Below are 18,742 nucleotides of genomic sequence, written 5' to 3'. Positions count from 1 at the left end.
CCTTAGCTCAAGCAGTTCGATTAACCGCCCTGACTCCACCAGACCGGCAACTGATAGCCAAATATGGGTGTTTTTTCCGGATGTTTTAGTCTCTTCGCAAATGCGATCCACTGCTCGGAGTTGTGTTGGAACGGCACCATGTAGTTGCCGGAGATCAAGAGACGGTCGAGGGCACGCACCGCAGCCACGAAATCTTCCTTCTCGCGCGCCTTGAGCATGGCGTCGATCATTGCGTCGACGGCGGGGCTGGAAACGCCGGCAAGATTGAATGAGCCAGGCTTCTGGGCCGACGACGAGCCCCAGCGCCCGATCTGTTCGATGCCCGGCGACAGGGTGCCGGTGAAGCCTGTGACGCCGATCAGCGCGTCGAATTCGAAAGCCTGCTTGCGTGACTGAATCTGGTCGGCTTCGAGCGCGCGGATGGTGACCGCGATACCGAGCTTTTCCAGTGTGCGCTGGTAAAGCGCGGCGAGCCGCTGCTCGGCCTCGGACGAAGTCAGGATCTCGAAGGCGAAGGGCGCGCCTTGTGCATCGAGCATCTTGCCGCCCTGCAAGGTGTAGCCGGCGGCCTTGAACAGCTCGAATGCCTGTTTCATCACCTTGCGGTCCTGGCCGGAGCCGTCGGTGACAGGTGGGCGCCATGTGCCGTCCATGATGTCGGGGCGCACCGCATCGGGGAAGGGCGCCAGCAGCGCCTTTTCCTTGTCGTTGGCCGGCACGCCAAAGGCGGAAAGCTCCGAACCCTGCCAATAGCTGACGGTGCGCTCATACTTGCCGGCGAACAGGTTTCGGTTGGCCCATTCGAAGTCGTAAAGCATGCCGAGCGCCTGGCGAACTTCAGGGTTGGCGAATTTCGGCAGCCGGGTGTTGAACATGAAGCCGGTGACGACAGGCGGAAGGCCGCTCTTGAAGGTCTCGGCGATGATGTCGCCGTTCTTGAAGGCAGGGAAATCGAAGCCACGCTCGCGCTTGACCGGATCGGCCTCGGTGAAGGTGTCGCAGATGCCCTTCTTGAACGCCTCGAACTGGGCAGCGGCGTTGAGGAAATACTCGATAGTGATCTGGTCGTAATTGTCGAAGCCGCGCTTGGACGGGATGTCGCGTGCCCAATATTCGGGATTGCGCTTGAAGACGATGCGCTCGCCGGGCTTCACTTCGGCAACCGTATAAGGGCCGCTGCCGACGAGCGGTTTCAGTGTGGTCTGGTCGAACGTGTCCTTGGCGAAGGCGTGTTTGGGCACGATCGGCGTCAGCGCGATGATCAGCGGGAATTCGCGGTCGGCCTTGTCATTGAAGGTGAAGCGGACGCTGTTGTCTCCGGTCTTTTCGATCTTCTCGATCTTGGCCATGCGGTCGCTGTAGGGCGGGCGTCCCTTTTCGGTGAAGACCTCATAGGTGAAGATGACATCGTCGGGTGTGATCTGCTGGCCGTCCGACCACTTGGCGTTGGGGTCGAGGTGGAACTCGATCCATTTGCGCTCGGGGTCGATGTCGACCGACTTGGCAGTCAGGCCGTAGATGCTGAAGGCCTCGTCGGCACTGCGCTGCATCAGCGATTCGAAGACGAGATTGCCGTAGATCGTATCTATCATGCCGCGCGCGGTGGTGCGCAGGCTCTTGATGATGAACGGGTTGAGATTGTCGAAGCTGCCGATGACGCAGTAGGTGATCTTGCCGCCCTTGGGGGCGTCGGGATTGGCGTAGGGAAAGTTCTTGAAATCGGCGGGCAGGGCAGGGGTGCCATGCATGGAAAGGCCATGAACGGGCTCGGCCAGAGCGGCGCGCGGCGCCAGAGTTGCGATGGCGGCGGTGGCAACCAGCAGCGAAAGAGTGCGTCTCACGACGATTCTCCACGAATTCGGGGAAGCTTTGATGATTCGAAGCGTAGCGCAGGCGTATGTGGCCCGTCCATTGCTGGCTCAAGGCACAAGAAATGCATGGAAACAGGCTGGATTCGCGGCTCGCGGCAGTGTAACACGCGCGGCGAAGTCATGCTGTTGCCTCATTTGCCCAACAGGTAGCGTCGACACACGGCTAGGGCCGGTTCCGGGATTGTTTGAGAGGAATTCATGAAGATGACGAGCCAGAAATTCGACGGTCTCCGCCTGTCGGCCTTGGCGGCTGGCGTTGCCGGTCTGCTGGCGTCGGGCCTCGCGCCGGCCGCTGCGCAGCAGCAGCAGGTGCCGCAGGGCTGGTTCAAGGCCTGTTCCAAGCAGGCTGACGTCGATATCTGCAACGTGCAGAACATCCTGACCGCGAGCAACGGCCAGCTGGTCACCGGCATCTCGATGATCGAGCTCAAGGGCAAGGTCAACCGCAAGGTGTTCCAGGTCACCGTGCCGAGCGGCCGCCTCATCCCTCCGGGAATCGGCCTGCAGGTCGATGGCGCCAAGGCCCAGAAGCTGGAATACGTGATCTGCTTCCCGGACCGCTGCGTGGCCGAGATCGCCCTGACCGACGCGCTCGTCGGCTCGTTCAAGAAGGGCACCGACCTGACCCTGACCTCGATCAACTTCCAGAACCAGCCGAACCCGATCAAGGTTTCGCTGTCGGGATTCACCGGCGCCTTCGATGGCGAGCCGCTGAAGCAGTCGGACCTGGAAGACCGCCAGAAGAAGCTCCAGGAGTTCGTGTCGAAGAACAACGAGGACTTCGCCAAGAAGCTCAAGGAAGAACAGGACAAGGCCAAGACGGCCAACTGATCGACCTGACCGTACTGAACTGAAAAAAAGCGGGGTTTCGGCCCCGCTTTTTTGTTGCATATCAACTGGTTGCGTCTAGTGGCTGCTACGCGCCTTGGGGGCGTAGTGACCATCCGCTGTCTTGTCGAAAAACTCACCGACCTGCGGATGCCGCACCGGCTCGCCGGAGCTGTCCTCAAGCAGGTTCTGCTCGGAGACATAGGCGACGTATTCGGTCTCCGCATTCTCTGCGAGGAGGTGATAGAAGGGCTGGTCACGCCGCGGGCGCACGGCGGCGGGGATCGCGTCGTACCACTCCTCGGTGTTGGCGAATTCGGGGTCGACATCGAAGATCACGCCCCGGAACGGGAAGACCCGGTGGCGCACCACCTGTCCGATCGAGAATTTTGCCGTCTTCATGGATCACCTGCACCGCGTGAGAGTTGCCAATTCACACGCGCTTTCAATCGCTTAAGACACGTTCGAGGTCGATCTTTCCGTTCGGCCCCTGAGATCGCGCCCTTCCAGCTTCCTATTTGGCGCAGCAAGGCAGCTATTTCAATGGCATAGCGGCTTGACGGCCGGTCCGGCGGCACGATACCGGCTGGTAGCAATGCTCCATCGCGCATCCGTTGCCGTTTGGCGGCGAACGCGCCTTTTCCAGCACGAGAAGCGGGAAAGCGCCGATGTCTGAGGTGATCGGTCTGGTCTTGCCCTTTTTCGGGCTGATCTTCATGGGGTTCGTCGTTGCCCGGATCACCCGGCAGCCGCTGGAAGCGCTCGGCTGGATGACGACCTTCATCGTTTATGTCGCCCTGCCGGCGCTGTTTTTCCAGCTGCTGGCCAAGACGCCGTTCGAGCGGCTGACCGAATGGGGCTACATATCAGGCGCGGTGTTCTCGACCTTCGTCATCTTCATGCTGATGTTTACGGCCTCCTGCATCCGAGGGCGCGGCGAGATCGCCGAATCGACGATCAAGGGGCTGGCGTCGGCCTATGGCAATATCGGCTACATGGGCCCAGGTCTGGCGCTGCTGGCCTTCGGCGAGGAGGCGGCGGTTCCAGTCGCACTGATCTTCTGTTTCGAAAACATCATGCATTTCACCGTAGCACCAATGATGATGGCGCTGGCCGGCGACGAGCCGCGCTCGCCGATGAGCGTTGCTCTGGACGTGGTCAAGAAGATCGCCTTTCATCCGTTCATCATTGCAACGGCGATCGGCGTGCTCGCGGCCTATGTCGAATTCCGGCCGCCCCTGCCTGTCGAACGCTTCCTTGAATATCTGTCGCGGGCGGCAGCACCCTGCGCATTGTTTGCCATGGGCGTGACGCTGGCCTTGCGGCCGTTGAAGCGGGTGCCGCATGAGATGGTGCCGATCGCGCTGCTCAAGCTGATCCTGCATCCGCTGCTGTGCTACGTCGTGCTGAGCTGGGTTGGCAATTTCGAGCCGGTCTGGCTGTTCTCGGCCATGCTCATGGCGGCATTGCCGACGGCGACCAATGTCTTCGTCATCGCCCAGCAATATGGCGTCTGGGTTGAGCGGGCTTCGGCCAGCGTGCTGGTCACGACCTGTCTGTCTGTCTTGACGGTGACCGGGCTGCTTTACGCGATCCAGCACGGCATTTTTCCGCCGGATCTCTTTCCTTAAGCTCAGTCGGTGGCAGCGTCGCCGCCGCGGCGCGGCGAACGAAGCCCGGCGACGGCCGAGGAAAAGCCGCTACCCGGGCGCAGGCCTTCGCGCATGAAGAAGGCACGGAGTGGCGAGAAGACGCCGAGAACGTTGAGGCCGGCGCTGCGCGCCAGCTGCGCCGGCAGCATGTCGGACAACAGCGACCTGTTGAGCAGGTTCACCGCGCTGGTGCGGGCAACGATGTCGGGACGCCGTGCGGCATCATAGGCTGCCAGCGCTTCTGGAGCCCCGGAATCGTCGCGATGTTTGGCTGCCGTTTCAACGAGTTGGTCGACATCCCTGATGCCGAGATTGAGCCCTTGCGCGCCGATCGGCGGAAACACATGCGCTGCTTCGCCGACCAGGGCGATGCGGTTCTGGGCGAAGCGCAGCGGCAAGGATGTCGACAAAGGGTAGATCTGGCGTCCGCCCTCGATCGTGACGCGGCCGAGCATCGACTGCATCTGCTGCTCGACACGTTGCGACAGCGCATCGTCGCCGACGCTGGCGAATTCCTTGGCGGTCTCGGGTCTGAGTACCCAGACGAGGCTTGAGCGGCGGCCGGGTAGCGGCACTTGGGTGAATGGCCCGGTTTCGGTGTGGAATTCGGTCGAGGTGAAGGCGTGGTCACGACTGTGGACGAAATTCAGCACCAGAGCGGCCTGTGGCAGCGACTGCGCTGAGGCCGAAATGCCGGCGGCCTGGCGGGCCGGTGAATTCCTGCCATCGGCGGCAACCGCCAATGGCGCTTCAACCAACGTGCCGTCCGATAGCGTGGCAATCACCTTGCCGGGCTCAAGGGTCCAGTTGTCGACCATGGCGCGGCGCCACTCGATTCCCGAATGGGCTTCGACCGCCTTTTCCAGGACTGCATTGAAGACGCGGTTCTGGAAGTTCAGCCCAAAATGCTCTTCGCCGATCTCGCCGGCGCGGAAGGTGACCATCGGACTGCGGATCAGCCGCGACGTGCCGTCGATGATGCGCATCACCTTGAGGGGAGCAGCATCTGGCTCGAGCGAATCGAGCATGCCGAGCGTGGCCAGGAACTTCAGCGCCGGGACCATCAGAGCTGTGGTGCGGCCATCGTCGGTCCGGGCCGGCGGTCCGGCAAGCACGACGCTGAAGCCGGCCTTGGCAAAGGCGAGGGCTGATATCAACCCCACGGGCCCGGTGCCTGCCACCAGAATTCTCGTGTCGACGCTCATCGGCAGCCCATGCTGTTCCAGTGCTGTCTCAGCACCTCGGTTTTCCCGGTATATTGCAGGCCTAAGCCATTGATCAACGCGGCGATTCATCCCATTCGGTCGCAACAGTCGATCCCGGCGCAATTTCGGCCAGCCTGATAACTTGCCGGCTCATCACGCCGAAGTGGATGAAGCAGTGTTGGCGCCGTGACAAGGCATTTTCGGTTTGGCTTTCGTCTTGTCTGGAAAGCGACGCTGCTATTAAGTGCCGGAATGGCAAGGGAGACTACCGGTGGCAAACAGGAGGCACGATGACTAGAGAATTCGTGCAATCATGCCGCAACAGATTTGCTCCATATGCTCGGTCATGTTCATCCACTCGGCTCAATTCTGCAAGATGATTGGCGGGAAACGTGAAGCCTAAGAAAGTCACATGGCCGCAGGCGCGGGCCTTTTCGGTCCATCTTCTCACCGCATCGGGTTCGTTCCTTGCCTTCCTGTCGCTGGTTGCGGCGAGTGAGGAGCGCTGGACGGCGATGTTCTGGTGGCTGGGGCTCGCTCTTTTCGTCGACGGTATCGACGGGCCGATCGCGCGCAAGCTCGAGGTCAAGGAGATCCTGCCGACATGGTCGGGCGAACTGCTCGACAACATCATTGACTACGTCACCTACGTCCTGATCCCTGCCTTCGCGCTCTACCAGAGCGGCTTCATGGGAGAGGGGCTGTCGTTTCTGTCGGGCGCGATCATCGTGGTGTCGAGCGCGATCTACTATGCCGACACCGGGATGAAGACGAAGGAGAACTTCTTCAAGGGCTTCCCGGTGGTGTGGAACATGGTGGTGTTCACGCTGTTCGTCATCGAGCCGGGGCAATGGGTGTCGTTCGCAGTGGTGGTCATCGCCGGCATACTGACCTTCGTTCCGATGAACTTCCTGCATCCGGTGCGGGTCGTCAGGCTTCGCAACATCAACCTGCCGATGACGCTGATCTGGTGCGCGTTTGGCGGTGTCGCGCTGTGGCAGGCCATGGATGCCAGCGAATGGGTCAAGATCGGCATCGCCATCAGCGGCATCTACCTGTTCTTCATCGGTGGCGTTATGCAATTTTTCCCCAAACTCGGCGGCGAGCCGGCAATCGAGACAGAGAAAGACTGACGACGTGCCCAAAGCCATACGCGTTCACGCCCACGGCGGCCCCGAAGCGCTTGTCTATGAAGAGGTAGAGGTCGCCCGACCGGGGCCCGGCCAAGCGCTCATCCGCCATACCGCGATCGGCCTGAACTTCATCGACGTCTATTTCCGCACGGGGCTTTATCCTGCGCCCGCTGGCATGCCGGTGACGCCTGGCGGCGAAGCGGCCGGCGTGGTGCTCGAACTCGGCGAGGGCGTGAACTGGCTTTCTGTCGGCGACCGCGTCGCCTATTCCATTCCGACGGGCGCCTATTGCGAGCAGCGCGTGATTGCCGCCGACAAGCTGGTCAAGCTGCCCGACGGCATCAGCGACGAGCAGGCGGCGGCGATGATGCTGAAAGGCATGACCGCCGAATACCTGCTGCTGCGTACCTTCAAAGTGAAGGCCGGCGATACGGTTCTTTACCACGCGGCCGCTGGCGGCGTCGGCCTGATCCTTGGCCAGTGGGCAAAGCACCTCGGTGCGACAGTCATCGGCACTGTAGGCTCGGACGACAAGGGCGAGCTTGCCATGGCGCATGGCTTCGACCACGTCATCAACTATCGCAGCCAGGATTTCGTCGCCGAGGTGGCTGCCATCACCGGCGGCAAGAAATGCGACGTCGTCTACGATTCCGTCGGCAACGACACCTTTCCCGGCTCGCTCGACTGCCTCAGGCCGCTCGGCACATTCGTCAGCTTCGGCCAGTCCTCGGGACCGATCCCGCCGTTCAGCATTTCGCTCCTGGCCCAGAAGGGCTCACTGTTTGCCACCCGGCCGACGCTGTTTGTCTACAATGCGCTGCGCGAAGATATGGTAAGGTCGGCTGACGCATTGTTCGATGTGGTGCTGAGCGGCGCCGTCGAGATCAGGATCAACCAGCGTTATGCGCTACGCGACGTGGCACAGGCTCATGCCGATTTGGAAGGCCGCAAGACGACGGGGACGACGGTTCTTATCCCTTGAGTTTTCGCTAGAATTCTTGAAGCTCTTTCAACTTCTGACATGCTTTGCGCCGGGAGCAGGACGCGCCTACCATGCTCCCGGGAACATAAAAAAGAACTGACATGGGAGGCGTTGTGGACACAACCCCTTTAGCCAATGGTCGGAACCTGCTTGAGGTTCGCGGCCTGACGAAGATATTCGGCACGTTGAAGGCGTGCGACCAGGTCGACTTGACCATCGCCAAGGGCGAAATCCATGCTCTGCTCGGTGAAAACGGCGCCGGCAAGTCGACACTGGTAAAGATGCTGTTCGGCTCGCTCGAGCCCAATGCCGGCGAAATTGCCTGGAACGGACAGCCTGTCAGGATCACCAGCCCAGCCGTCGCCAAGAAACTCGGCATCGGCATGGTTTTCCAGCATTTTTCGCTGTTCGAGGCGCTGACGGCCGCCGAGAACATCGCGCTGTCGCTGGCTGACGACACGCCGATCAGCACCATTGCTGGCAAAGCGCGTGCGCTGTCCTACAGCTACGGCCTTCCGCTTGATCCGGACTCGCTTGTCGGTGATCTCTCGGTCGGTGAGCGCCAGCGCATCGAGATCATCCGCTGCCTGCTACAGACACCCGACCTGATCATTCTCGACGAGCCGACTTCGGTGCTGACGCCACAGGAAGCCGACAAGCTGTTCGAGACGCTGGAGCGCCTGCGCGCCGAGGGCAAGTCGATCCTCTACATCTCACACCGGCTCGATGAAGTCCGCCGGCTTTGCGACAGCGCCACGATCATGCGGCACGGCAAGGTTGTGGGCCACTGCAATCCCCGGGTCGAAACACCGTCCTCGCTGGCTCGCATGATGGTCGGCACCGAGGTCAAGAACGCCGAGCGCACCACGGCATCGGTGCGTGGCGAGGAACTGCTCAGCATCTGCGGCATGAGCCGCAAGCCAGCCGGGCCGTTCTCGATGCCGCTCAAGAACATCTGGCTGAGCGTCGCCGGCGGTGAGGTCATCGGCATTGCCGGTGTCGCGGGCAACGGCCAGGGAGAACTGTTCGAGGCGATTTCGGGCGAGGCGCTGCAGGAAAGCGCAGACGCCGTCCGCATTCGCGGCAAGTCGGCCGGGCGCATGGGCATTTCGGCGCGGCGTCTGCTGGGGGCGGCTTTTGTCCCGGAGGAGCGCCTCGGTCATGGTGCCGCGCCGCGCCTGCGGCTGTCTGACAATCTCTTGCTGTCGCGCCACAGCACGGACGGCAAGGCGTTTGTCGGTACCGGCGGAATGGTCAAGTCTGGTGCTATCCAGAAGGCGGCACAGCGCATCATCGAGGTGATGGACGTGCGCAAGAGCGCGCCCGATCCGGAGGCCGCAGCCCTTTCAGGCGGCAACCTGCAGAAATTCATCATCGGCCGCGAGCTCGATCGCAATCCGTCGGTGATGGTGGTCAACCAGCCCACCTGGGGCGTCGATGCCGGTGCTGCGGCGCGCATCCGCCAGGCACTGATCGAACTCGCCCGCAATGGTTCGGCGGTGCTGGTTATCAGCCAGGATCTCGACGAGCTGTTTGAAATCTCCGATGCCATCGCTGTCATGCACAATGGCGAGCTGTCCAAGCCGATCCCGATCGCGGAGGCCACGCTAGAACGTATCGGGCTGTTGATGGGCGGCGCCGAACCAGGTCACCTCGACCCTGCGAAGGAGGTGGCGTGATGCGTATCGAACTCGTCAAGCGTCCCGAACGCTCCAAGCTGTTTGCGGCACTTTCACCCTTCATCGCGCTCGGGCTGACGCTTATTGCGGGCGCGATCATGTTCAGCCTGCTCGGCAAGAACCCGGTCGAGGCACTTTATTATTATTTCATCGACCCGCTGCGCGAGGTCTGGTCGCTGCATGAGCTGGCGGTCAAGGCAGCGCCGCTGATCCTGATCGCGGTCGGCCTGTCGATCTGCTACCTCTCCAACAACTGGAACATCGGCGCCGAGGGCCAGTTCATCATCGGCGCCATCACAGGCTCGATCCTGCCGGTCATGTTCCCCGACTTCCAGTCGTGGATCGTGCTGCCGCTGATGCTGTTGATGGGTGTCGCCGGCGGTGCCGCCTATGGCGCTATTCCGGCCTATCTCAAGGTGCGCTTCAACACCAACGAGATCCTGACCAGCCTGATGCTCGTCTACGTCGCACAGCTGTTCCTCGACTGGATGGTCCGCGGCCCTTGGCGCAACCCGGCGGGCATGAACTTCCCGGAGACGCGCACCTTCAGTCCGAGTGCCGTGCTGCCCGAGATCTGGTCGGCATCCGGCCGCGCCAACTGGGGCTTTGTCTTTGCCATCGTCGCGGCGGTTGCGCTCTGGTTCATGCTGTCGCGTACCTTGAAAGGCTTTGAGGTGCTGGTGCTGGGGCAGAGCCCTCGTGCAGGGCGTTTTGCCGGATTCTCGCAGTCGCGCATGGTGTTCTTCGCTTTCCTGGTGTCGGGCGGTCTTGCAGGCCTTGCCGGCATCTCGGAAGTCTCCGGTGCCATCGGCCAGCTCCGGCCGACGATTTCACCCGGCTACGGCTTTGCCGCGATCATTGTTGCCTTCCTCGGACGCCTGAACCCGCTCGGCATCATTGCCGCGGGCCTGGTACTGGCGCTGTCTTATCTCGGCGGCGAGGCGGCGCAGATATCGATCGGCGTGTCGGACAAGGTGGTCCGCGCCTTTCAGGGCATGCTGCTGTTCTTCGTGCTCGCTTGCGACACGCTCATTCTCTATCGCATCCGCTTTGTCGGCGCCTCCGCTGCAAAGACCGTGGAGGCCACGCAAAATGTTTGAAGATATCCTGATAACGATTGCAACGGCGGCAACACCGCTGCTGATCGCGGCTGTCGGCGAACTCGTCGTCGAGCGCTCGGGCGTGCTCAATCTCGGGGTCGAAGGCATGATGGTGATGGGCGCGGTGACCGGTTTCGGCGTTGCGCTGACGACCGGCTCTCCCTGGCTCGGCGTTGTTGCCGCGATCATCGTCGGCATGCTGTTTTCACTGCTGTTCGGTTTCCTGACATTGACACTGGTGACCAACCAGGTGGCGACCGGCCTGGCCCTGACGCTGCTCGGGCTCGGTTTCTCAGGTATGCTCGGCGAAGGTTTCGTCGGCCTGCCGGGCATCAAGATGAGCTATCTCTACATCCCCTATCTCACCGATATTCCCTATATCGGCAGGCTGTTCTTCGGTCAGGATCCGCTCTTTTACGTGTCGATTCTGCTGACGGCGGGCGTCGCCTGGTTCCTGTTTCGCTCGCGCGCCGGCCTGACGCTGCGGTCGATCGGCGACAACCACACCTCGGCGCACGCGCTTGGCATCAAGGTCATCGGCATCCGCTATCTCGCGGTCATGTTCGGCGGCGCCTGTGCGGGACTCGCCGGCGCCTACCTGTCCCTCGTCTACACGCCGCAGTGGATCGAAAACATGACCGCCGGCCGGGGCTGGATTGCCTTGGCGCTGGTGGTGTTCGCGTCCTGGCGGCCGTGGCGCGTGCTTGCGGGCGCCTATCTCTTCGGAGCGGTCTCGATCGGCCAGTTGCATGCCCAGGCCCTGGGTGTCGGCGTGCCGTCGCAACTGCTCTCTTCGCTACCCTATCTGGCAACCGTCGTGGTGCTTGTGCTCATTTCGCGCAACAGGCGGCTCACGATGGTGAACACTCCGGCTTCATTGGGGCGGCCGTTTGTGCCAGATCGCTAAGATCATGGCGACGATTCGGAAGTCGTTCCGGTGACTTCCGGTCCGAACCATGTACAGGGACTATAAAAGGATGGGATAGTGCCCCGGGCAACCACTAGAGGAACAAGAGTATGAAGAAGACAATATTGTCGTTCGCCGCGGCGGCTGCCGTGATGTCTTTCGGAACCATGGCTGCGCAAGCAGCAACCAAGGCCTGCTTTATCTATGTCGGCCCGATCGGCGATTTCGGCTGGTCGTACCAGCACCACCAGGGCCTGGAGGAGATGAAGAAGGCGCTCGGCGACCAGGTCGAGACTGCCTATCTCGAAAGCGTGCCGGAAGGTGCCGACGCTGAGCGCGCCATTGAGCGCTTCGCGCGCTCGGGTTGCAACATCGTCTTCACGACGTCGTTCGGCTATATGGATCCGACCAACAAGGTTGCCGGCAAGTTCCCGGATGTGAAGTTCGAGCACGCCACCGGCTACAAGCGCGAGCATCCCAACGTCGCGACCTACAACTCGCGCTTCTATGAAGGCCGCTATGTGCAGGGTGTGATCGCCGCCAAGCTGTCGAAGGCAGGCGTTGCCGGCTACATCGCGTCCTTCCCGATCCCGGAAGTGGTGATGGGCATCAACGCTTTCGTGCTCGGTGCGCAGTCGGTCAACCCCGACTTCAAGGTCAAGGTGGTGTGGGCCAACACCTGGTTCGACCCGGGCAAGGAAGCCGACGCCGCCAAGGCGCTGATCGACCAGGGCGTCGACATCATCACCCAGCACACCGACTCGACCGCCCCGATGCAGGTTGCGACCGAGCGCGGCATCAAGGCCTTCGGCCAGGCTTCGGACATGATCAAGTTCGGCGAAAAGACCCAGCTGACCTCGATCGTCGATGACTGGGGCCCATACTACATCGAGCGGGTCAAGGCCGTGATCGACGGCAGCTGGAAGCAGCAGGACGTCTGGGGCGGCATGAAGGAAGGCCACGTCGTGATGGCGCCCTTCACCAACATGCCCGACGACGTGAAGGCGCTGGCCGAAGAGACCACCGCCAAGATCAAGTCCGGCTCGTTCAACCCCTTCACGGGCCCGATCGCCAAGCAGGACGGTTCAGAATGGTTGAAGGCTGGCGAAGTGGCCGAGGACGGCGTGCTGCTCGGCATGAACTTCTACGTCAAGGGCGTGGACGACAAGCTGCCGCAGTAAGCGGATCGATATCGGCTGCGAGACGCCTCGCGGTTCAAGGAAACCCCCGGTTATACCGGGGGTTCAGACTGCTGACGAACCCCGTCGAATTTCGGCGGGGTTTTGTTTTGTGGGTTGATTGAGCTTTTGGATTGATTTCGGGGAGCAGATGCCAAGGCCGTTGCGAGCCGGCTTTGGCCTCATGCGAGGCTTGGTTTTGGCTTTGGCCAGAGGCTGATTGCGATCTTTTTCATGTTCTGGGCGGCGGCTGCGATCAGGCACTGGCAGGCGACGCGTGTTCGCCCTCGGAAGCGGGCATAGCGATGGCCGAAGAGCTGCTTGGCATCGGCGAAGGATCGCTCGACCGTCTCCTTGCGGCGTCGATAGATCGCCTTGCCCCATGCGGTTAAGCGGTTGGCATCGACCCGCTCGCGGACATCCTGCCAGACATGGCGCGTGATGGTGCGCTCGGCCTTGGCGTTTGATGTGCAAGACGCCAGCAGCGGACAGTTGCGGCAGATCGTCGGGTCGCTCCTGTAGTGGCGATAACCGCCGCGATCGGTGGTGGCGTAAGTGAGCAACTGGCCCTGCGGGCAACGATAGCCGTCAAGGTCCGGCTCATGGACGAAAGCGCCCTTCCTCATCTTGCCAGGCTTTGGCCGGGTCGGGTTGCGATAGCCGACGACACCGTGGATGTTCCTGTCCTCCAGGCCCTTGGCGATGCCTGGCGTGGCATAGCCGGCATCCAGCCCCGCCGCCGTGACGTCGAAGCCGAAACGCTCCACCTGGCGGTCGAGCCGGTCGAGATAGACGATCGAGTCATGCACGTTGGCCGGCGTGGCAAACGTGTCGGTGATGATGCCGAAGCCGCCATCCACCGTGCGGTGATCGAGATAAAAGAAGCCCTTCGGCTTGCCCTCGCGCACCATATAGCCAGCCTCAGGATCGGTGCGCGAGACCTTCGTCTCTTTCACCGCAGGCTGCCGCTCCTGCTCCTTCAGCGCCTTCTGGCCGTGCAACGCCCGTTCGGCATCGATCGCCCGGTCGAGCTCGCCCCAGTAGTCGGCACGCGACTTGGCGACCATGGCAAGGTCGTACTTGCCCTTGTTGGCATTGGCCTTCAGGTGCGTGCTGTCGGTGTAGAGCACCGTGCCGTCGACCAAGCCTGCCCCGATCGCCTGCTCGACAATGCGGTCGAAGATCGCCTGCGCGATCGTCTCGTCCTGGTAGCGCCGGCGTCGGTTCTGCGACAATGTCGAGGCGTCGAACACCTTGTCCGTCAGCTTCAGCCGCAGGAACCACCGGTAGGCGACATTGACCTCGATCTCTCGCACCAATTGCCGCTCCGAGCGCACCCCGAACAGGTAGCCGATGAACAGCGCCTTGAACATCAAGGTCGGATCAAGTGGCGGGCGACCATTGTCGGCGCAGTAAAGCGGCGCTGTCAGATCGTGGATGAACGAGAAATCGATAACACCATCGATCTTGCGCAGAAGGTGATCAACTGGAACCAGTTGATCGAGCGTGACGATCTCAAGTGCGGTTTGTTCAGGGCCGGCTCGCTTCAACATCACCCACTGAATCACAAACCCCCAACTCTCGCCAGGGGTTTGTCAGCAGTCTGAACCCCCGGTTATACCGGGGGTTTTTCGTTTCAGGCGTCGCATGCAGCTGGCGCCTAGTCCGAATGGACCTGTATGCCTGATGCCGCGAGGACATTTTGGGCCGATCGCAGCCAGCCCCGGGATGACCAATGAAGACGCGCGAATATGTCTGCAGCTCGCACACGATAAGCGGCGTCATGCCAGGCAACCCCGTTGCCTCGCGCCATGGCTTTGCCGAGCGTGTGGAGGCGTGTGCTGCGGCCGGCTACACCGGCATGTGCCTGCATTTCCGCGACTATGCCGAGCAGCGGGCGCGTGGGTTTGGCGATGGCGAGCTTCGCGCCATTCTCGATGCACATGGCATGAAGCATGTGTCGGTCGAGTTCCTGACCGACTGGTTCATGGACGGCGAGGCGGGCCTCATCTCCCGCCGCAACGAAGAGACGGCGTTCCGGGCGGCGGCCGCGTTCGGCGCCAAGGTCATCAATGTCGGACCCGATCTTGGCGAACGTGGCATATCGCTTGAGACCATGCAGCGGAAATTCCGCGACCTCTGCGGCCGGGCGGTCGAACATGGGCTATCGATCGCGCTGGAACTGGTGGCCTGGGGCAATGTGCGGGACGTGGACACGGCGCTGGCGATCATCGGCGACATTCCCAATGCCGGGCTGGTCATCGATTCGTGGCATGTTTTCCGCGCCGGCGTGCCGTTGGCGGATCTGAGGCGGATTGCCGCGAACAGGATCCTGTGCGTGCAGGTGAACGATGCCGGCAAGGTGCCGGTCGGCCAGCGCTCGGCCGAGACCATGAACCGCAGCCTGTGCGGGCAGGGCGCATTCGATCTTTCCGCCTTCGCTGCGACGCTGGATGACATGGGCGTTGCCGCGCCGTTCAGCGTCGAGGTGATTTCGCCCGAACTCGCGGCTCTCGGCCGGAATGAGGCGGCGAAAATTTCGTTCGACACGGCACGGGACTGCTTTTCCTGACCATTAGCGCCCAAGGGGTTGCGGCCATGGATGACGACGACAAAGTCGGCGTCTGAACAACCGCGTCCGGACCTTGCACGGGGCGACCGACCGCTCCGTTTTCCTGCAATTGTCGTTAGTCCGTTCGAACGATGTTGCGGGCGTCGCTGGCACGCATAAGCTGACCTCAAAATACGCCTTCCTCGTCAGCGTTCCGGGCTTGCCCGCGGTGCAGGCAGGGCGGGTTCATAAGTGAGGTCAGGGAGGCGAGCTTATGCTCAGCGAAATACTGATCATCGTGATACGCGGGATCGCCATCGGGTCGATCTTTGCCACCATCGCGATGAGCTTCAATATCGTCCATGGCGCGACCAACATCTTCAACTTCGCCCAAGGCAACATGTTCATCCTCGGCGGCTTCGCCGCCTATTTCCTGGCCAACCAGGTCGGGCTTGGCCAGTGGAGCCTGATGCTGCTGCTGACTGGCCTGGGCATCGCCGCCGTCGTCGCCGTCCAGGGCTACATCACGCTTTTGCCGCTGCGCTCCTCGGTCGAGCAGGACAGCTGGCTGATTTCGACGGTGTCGGTCTCGGTGATCGTCGCCGCGCTGCTGATGATCACACAGGGGCCGTTCGCCTATTCCGTCCAGAGCGTCGTGCCGAGCTTCCGCATCTTCGGGACCCGCACGCCGGGTGCCTATGCCTTGGCGATCGGTGCGATGATCTTCTGGTTTTTCGCGTTGCGCTACTTCCTGCGCCGCACTTTCATCGGTCTCGCCATCAGCGCGCTGTCGCAGGATTTCGACGCCGCGCGTGCTGCCGGCCTGCCGGTGCGCCGGCTGCAGCTCATCTCCTTTGCAATCAGCGGCCTGATGGTCGGCACCGTCGGCTTCCTCGTTGCTCCTGTGATCTCGGTCAGCCCTGACGCCGGCCTGAAATATGTGCTCAACGGCTTCGTCGCCGCCGTCGTCGGCGGCATCGGTTCCAACGCCGGCACGCTGATCGGAGGACCTCTGGTGGGCGTGGTGGCGATGCTGACCGCCTACAAGGTCGGTGGTGCCTATCAGGACCTCGCATCGTTGCTGGTTCTGGTGCTGATCCTGATGTTCCGGCCGCAAGGCCTGTTCGGGCGCGTCGGCGCAAGGCGGGTGTGATCATGCAGGCGACCGCGAACGTACAAACCGGACCCGTTTCCATGGCTGAAACCAAGCCGAAAGGCCGCTTCAACTCCGACCTGACGCAGGTCTGGATCGGCGTGGCGCTGATCGCGATCACCGGCTTCGGCCCGGTGATCGCCGGCAACTCCTACTGGATCCACACGTTCCAGCTGGTGAACATCTATATCGCAGCAGCCATCTTCCAGAACATGCTGTTCGTCGATGCTGGCCAGAAGTCGTTCGGCCAGGGCGCCATCCTCGGACTTGCCGCCTATGTCGCTGCGATCCTGTTCGGCCTGCATGGCTGGTCGTTTGCCGCCGCCGCGATGGGTGGCATCGTCGCTGCCATGCTTGGCGGCCTGCTGTTTGCCCTGCCGGCGTTGCGTGTACAAGGCTTCCACCTCGGCTTCGTAACCATGAGTGCTGCGATCGTTTTCCCGCAGCTTCTGGTGACGCTCGACAAGTGGACCAACGGCATCAACGGTATCAGCGTCACCGTACCGGCGCTGACCAATCCGATCGTGGGGAGCATGTCGCCGCTGGCGATCGCGGTTGCGGTGTTCCCGATGATCGCGCTGTTCGTCCATTACGGCATTCGGCGCTCGAAGCTCGGCCGTATGATGTTCGTGGCGGCGCTGAGCCCGGAAGCGGCGCGTTCCCTGGGCATCAAGCCGGGAGTGATGCGCTTCACCGCCTTCATCGTCGCGTCGATCGGGACCGGTATCTGCGGTATCCTCTACTTGCCGACGGTAGCTTTCGTCAGCCCGCAGGGCTTCAACATCGAGCTGTCTTTCGTGTTCTTCTTCGCGGTCGTTGTCGGCGGTCGCGGACAGATGCTCGGTCCGATCATCGGCATCTGGATCGTCTACATCCTGCCGAACATCCTCTTGGCCGGTTTCGTCGAGTATCGCCTCTTGATGTATGGCTGCCTGACGCTTGTTGCGGTCATGGCTTTCCCTGATGGCATCGTCGGCTCGGTCGAGCGCCTGCGCGCCAAGCGCAAGCAGACCGGCGGCGGCGAGCAGGCCTTCCGCATCGACGGTTTTCTCGCCGACCTGCAGGCCGGCAAGACGGTCCGCGAGCCGAGCGAGGAGATCGCCGTCGAGGTGCGCAACGGCACCAAGAAGTTCGGCGAGGTGGTGGCTGTCAGTGCTGTCGACCTCAAGGTTCGCAAGGGTGAGGTGCACGGACTGATCGGCGCCAACGGCTCGGGCAAAACCAGCCTGCTCAACGTGCTGAGCGGTCTGTCGCGCCTGAACACCGGCTCCTTCATGATCAACGGGGTAGACGCGACCAACATGGCGGCCGACCGCATCGCCAATATGAGCCTCGGCCGCACCTTCCAGGCGCCGCGCATCTTCAGCCAGATGTCGCTGTGGGACAACTTGAAGATCGGCATCGATGCCCGCGTCGGCCCTGCCAGCGCTGACATCACCGCGCTCGCCAAGGCAATGGAGAAGAGCTTTGGGCAGGACAGTGCCACGCTCCTGTCGCATGGCCAGCGCCGCCTGGTGGAGGTAATGCGCACGGTGCTCAAGGAAGCAACCATCGTCTTGTTCGACGAGCCGGCTGCCGGCCTGTCGCAGAGTGAGCGCACCAACTTCGCCAATCTCGTCAAGTTCCTGAGCCGCCAGATGGGCAAGACAGTTATCCTGGTCGAGCACGATCTCGACCTGGTGTGGGGTATTGCCGACACCATCACTGTGCTGGAACAGGGCCGAGTGGTTTCTTCAGGCAAGCCGGACGTAGTCGCCAAGGACCCGGCTGTGCAGCATATGTTCGTGGGGTCGCGCCATGCTTGAGGTCAAGAATCTGGTTGCAGGCTATGGCACCATCCCGGTGCTGCGCGATGTGTCGCTGACCGCAAAGGCGGGCGAGATCCTGCTCATCGGCGGCGAGAATGGCGCCGGCAAGTCGACGCTGATGCGGGCGATCGCCGGCTTCAACAAACCCGACAGCGGCGAGATCCTGCTCGACGGCAAGGCGATCGGCGGGATCGCGCCAGAGAAGGTGGCGCAGTCGGGCCTGCGCCTTGTGCTTGACGGGCACCGTGTGTTTCCCGAGCTCAGTGTGTTCGACAATCTGCGCATGGGCGCCGCCGCCCGGCGTGGCGACCGTGCCGGCTTCAACAACGCGGTCGAGGAGATCTACTCGGTCTTCCCGATCTTGAAGGAAAAGCAGAAACTCTACGCCCGCGATCTCTCAGGCGGTCAGCAGCAGATGCTGGCGCTCGGCCAAGCCTTCATCGCCCAGCCCAAGGTGCTGCTCTGCGACGAGCCATCGATGGGCCTTGCCCAGGCGCTGCTGCCACCGATCCTCGCCTTCCTGCGTCGCTGGGCGCAGACCGGCACGGCGGTTGTCATCGTCGAGCAGCATCTGGCTGTTACCGCCCCCTATGCCGACCGCGCCATGATCATCGAGCGCGGCCAGGTGAAGTTTTCGTGCCTCGCCTCCGAACTGGACGAGAAGCTGAACGCTCCGGCTGTCGCGGCGGAGTAAG

16 protein-coding genes are annotated in these 18,742 nt (G+C 62.2%); 12 read left to right on the top strand and 4 right to left on the bottom strand.

The window, feature by feature from the left end; translation table 11 throughout:
• Window positions 1-20: 20 nt before the first annotated feature.
• Window positions 21-1,841: an extracellular solute-binding protein gene (locus IG197_RS01640; RefSeq protein ID WP_371746501.1), complete on the bottom strand. Its 1,821-nt coding sequence runs from the start codon at window positions 1,839-1,841 to the stop codon at window positions 21-23.
• Between the two features lie 234 nt (window positions 1,842-2,075).
• Between IG197_RS01640 and IG197_RS01635 the strand changes: the two genes are divergently transcribed.
• The gene (locus IG197_RS01635) at window positions 2,076-2,702 is read left to right on the top strand and encodes an invasion associated locus B family protein (protein WP_067966575.1); all 627 of its coding nucleotides are present in this window, start codon (window positions 2,076-2,078) and stop codon (window positions 2,700-2,702) included.
• A 75-nt stretch (window positions 2,703-2,777) separates the two neighbouring features.
• On the opposite strand, the gene hspQ is transcribed toward IG197_RS01635, so the two are convergent.
• Window positions 2,778-3,101, bottom strand: a complete 324-nt coding sequence (hspQ, locus tag IG197_RS01630) for a heat shock protein HspQ (protein ID WP_067962194.1) — start codon at window positions 3,099-3,101, stop codon at window positions 2,778-2,780.
• 266 nt (window positions 3,102-3,367) lie between these two features.
• Here hspQ and IG197_RS01625 point away from each other — a divergent pair, with 266 nt between their 5' ends.
• Window positions 3,368-4,330 (top strand): AEC family transporter, encoded by a 963-nt coding sequence (locus tag IG197_RS01625; protein ID WP_192316553.1) that lies wholly within the window; start codon window positions 3,368-3,370, stop codon window positions 4,328-4,330.
• 2 nt (window positions 4,331-4,332) lie between these two features.
• Here the strand turns inward: IG197_RS01625 and IG197_RS01620 are convergent, their stop codons facing one another.
• Window positions 4,333-5,556, bottom strand: a complete 1,224-nt coding sequence (locus IG197_RS01620) for a UbiH/UbiF family hydroxylase (RefSeq protein WP_192316551.1) — start codon at window positions 5,554-5,556, stop codon at window positions 4,333-4,335.
• Window positions 5,557-5,948: 392 nt separating this feature from the next.
• On the opposite strand from IG197_RS01620, the gene pcsA reads away from it, so the two are divergent.
• The 6 genes from pcsA to IG197_RS01590 all read left to right on the top strand — a co-directional run bounded on the left by pcsA (window position 5,949) and on the right by IG197_RS01590 (window position 12,538).
• On the top strand, window positions 5,949-6,689 hold the full coding sequence (gene pcsA, locus IG197_RS01615) for a phosphatidylcholine synthase (protein WP_067962191.1): 741 nt from the start codon (window positions 5,949-5,951) through the stop codon (window positions 6,687-6,689).
• A gap of 4 nt (window positions 6,690-6,693) precedes the next feature.
• Window positions 6,694-7,671 carry a quinone oxidoreductase gene (locus tag IG197_RS01610; protein WP_067962189.1) on the top strand — a complete coding sequence of 326 codons (978 nt, stop codon included), beginning with the start codon at window positions 6,694-6,696 and terminating at the stop codon, window positions 7,669-7,671.
• 101 nt (window positions 7,672-7,772) lie between these two features.
• The gene (locus IG197_RS01605) at window positions 7,773-9,350 is read left to right on the top strand and encodes an ABC transporter ATP-binding protein (protein ID WP_192316549.1); all 1,578 of its coding nucleotides are present in this window, start codon (window positions 7,773-7,775) and stop codon (window positions 9,348-9,350) included.
• Window positions 9,350-10,450, top strand: a complete 1,101-nt coding sequence (locus tag IG197_RS01600) for an ABC transporter permease (RefSeq protein WP_192316547.1) — start codon at window positions 9,350-9,352, stop codon at window positions 10,448-10,450. Before IG197_RS01605 ends, IG197_RS01600 begins: the two co-directional genes overlap by 1 nt.
• The gene (locus tag IG197_RS01595) at window positions 10,443-11,357 is read left to right on the top strand and encodes an ABC transporter permease (protein WP_192316546.1); all 915 of its coding nucleotides are present in this window, start codon (window positions 10,443-10,445) and stop codon (window positions 11,355-11,357) included. The genes IG197_RS01600 and IG197_RS01595 overlap by 8 nt, the downstream gene beginning before the upstream one ends.
• A 110-nt stretch (window positions 11,358-11,467) precedes the next feature.
• Entirely contained in the window at window positions 11,468-12,538 is a 1,071-nt protein-coding gene (locus tag IG197_RS01590) for a BMP family ABC transporter substrate-binding protein (RefSeq protein WP_067962182.1), read from the top strand.
• Window positions 12,539-12,717: 179 nt separating this feature from the next.
• Here the strand turns inward: IG197_RS01590 and IG197_RS01585 are convergent, their stop codons facing one another.
• Window positions 12,718-14,088, bottom strand: a complete 1,371-nt coding sequence (locus IG197_RS01585; protein ID WP_192316544.1) for an IS1182 family transposase — start codon at window positions 14,086-14,088, stop codon at window positions 12,718-12,720.
• A 182-nt stretch (window positions 14,089-14,270) separates the two neighbouring features.
• Between IG197_RS01585 and IG197_RS01580 the strand changes: the two genes are divergently transcribed.
• The 4 genes from IG197_RS01580 (at window position 14,271) to IG197_RS01565 (ending at window position 18,741) form a co-directional block, all read left to right on the top strand.
• Complete coding sequence (locus tag IG197_RS01580) at window positions 14,271-15,107, top strand: sugar phosphate isomerase/epimerase (RefSeq protein ID WP_192316542.1); 837 nt, start codon at window positions 14,271-14,273, stop codon at window positions 15,105-15,107.
• A 253-nt stretch (window positions 15,108-15,360) separates the two neighbouring features.
• The gene (locus IG197_RS01575) at window positions 15,361-16,239 is read left to right on the top strand and encodes a branched-chain amino acid ABC transporter permease (RefSeq protein WP_192316540.1); all 879 of its coding nucleotides are present in this window, start codon (window positions 15,361-15,363) and stop codon (window positions 16,237-16,239) included.
• A gap of 41 nt (window positions 16,240-16,280) precedes the next feature.
• On the top strand, window positions 16,281-18,044 hold the full coding sequence (locus IG197_RS01570; protein ID WP_192316538.1) for an ATP-binding cassette domain-containing protein: 1,764 nt from the start codon (window positions 16,281-16,283) through the stop codon (window positions 18,042-18,044).
• Complete coding sequence (locus IG197_RS01565) at window positions 18,037-18,741, top strand: ABC transporter ATP-binding protein (protein ID WP_067962177.1); 705 nt, start codon at window positions 18,037-18,039, stop codon at window positions 18,739-18,741. Before IG197_RS01570 ends, IG197_RS01565 begins: the two co-directional genes overlap by 8 nt.
• Window position 18,742: the final 1 nt, after the last annotated feature.

The organism is Aminobacter sp. SR38, assembly GCF_014843375.1.
In the GTDB taxonomy this organism is placed as follows: Bacteria; Pseudomonadota; Alphaproteobacteria; order Rhizobiales; family Rhizobiaceae; genus Aminobacter; species Aminobacter ciceronei.
This window is presented reverse-complemented; position numbering and strand designations above follow the sequence as displayed.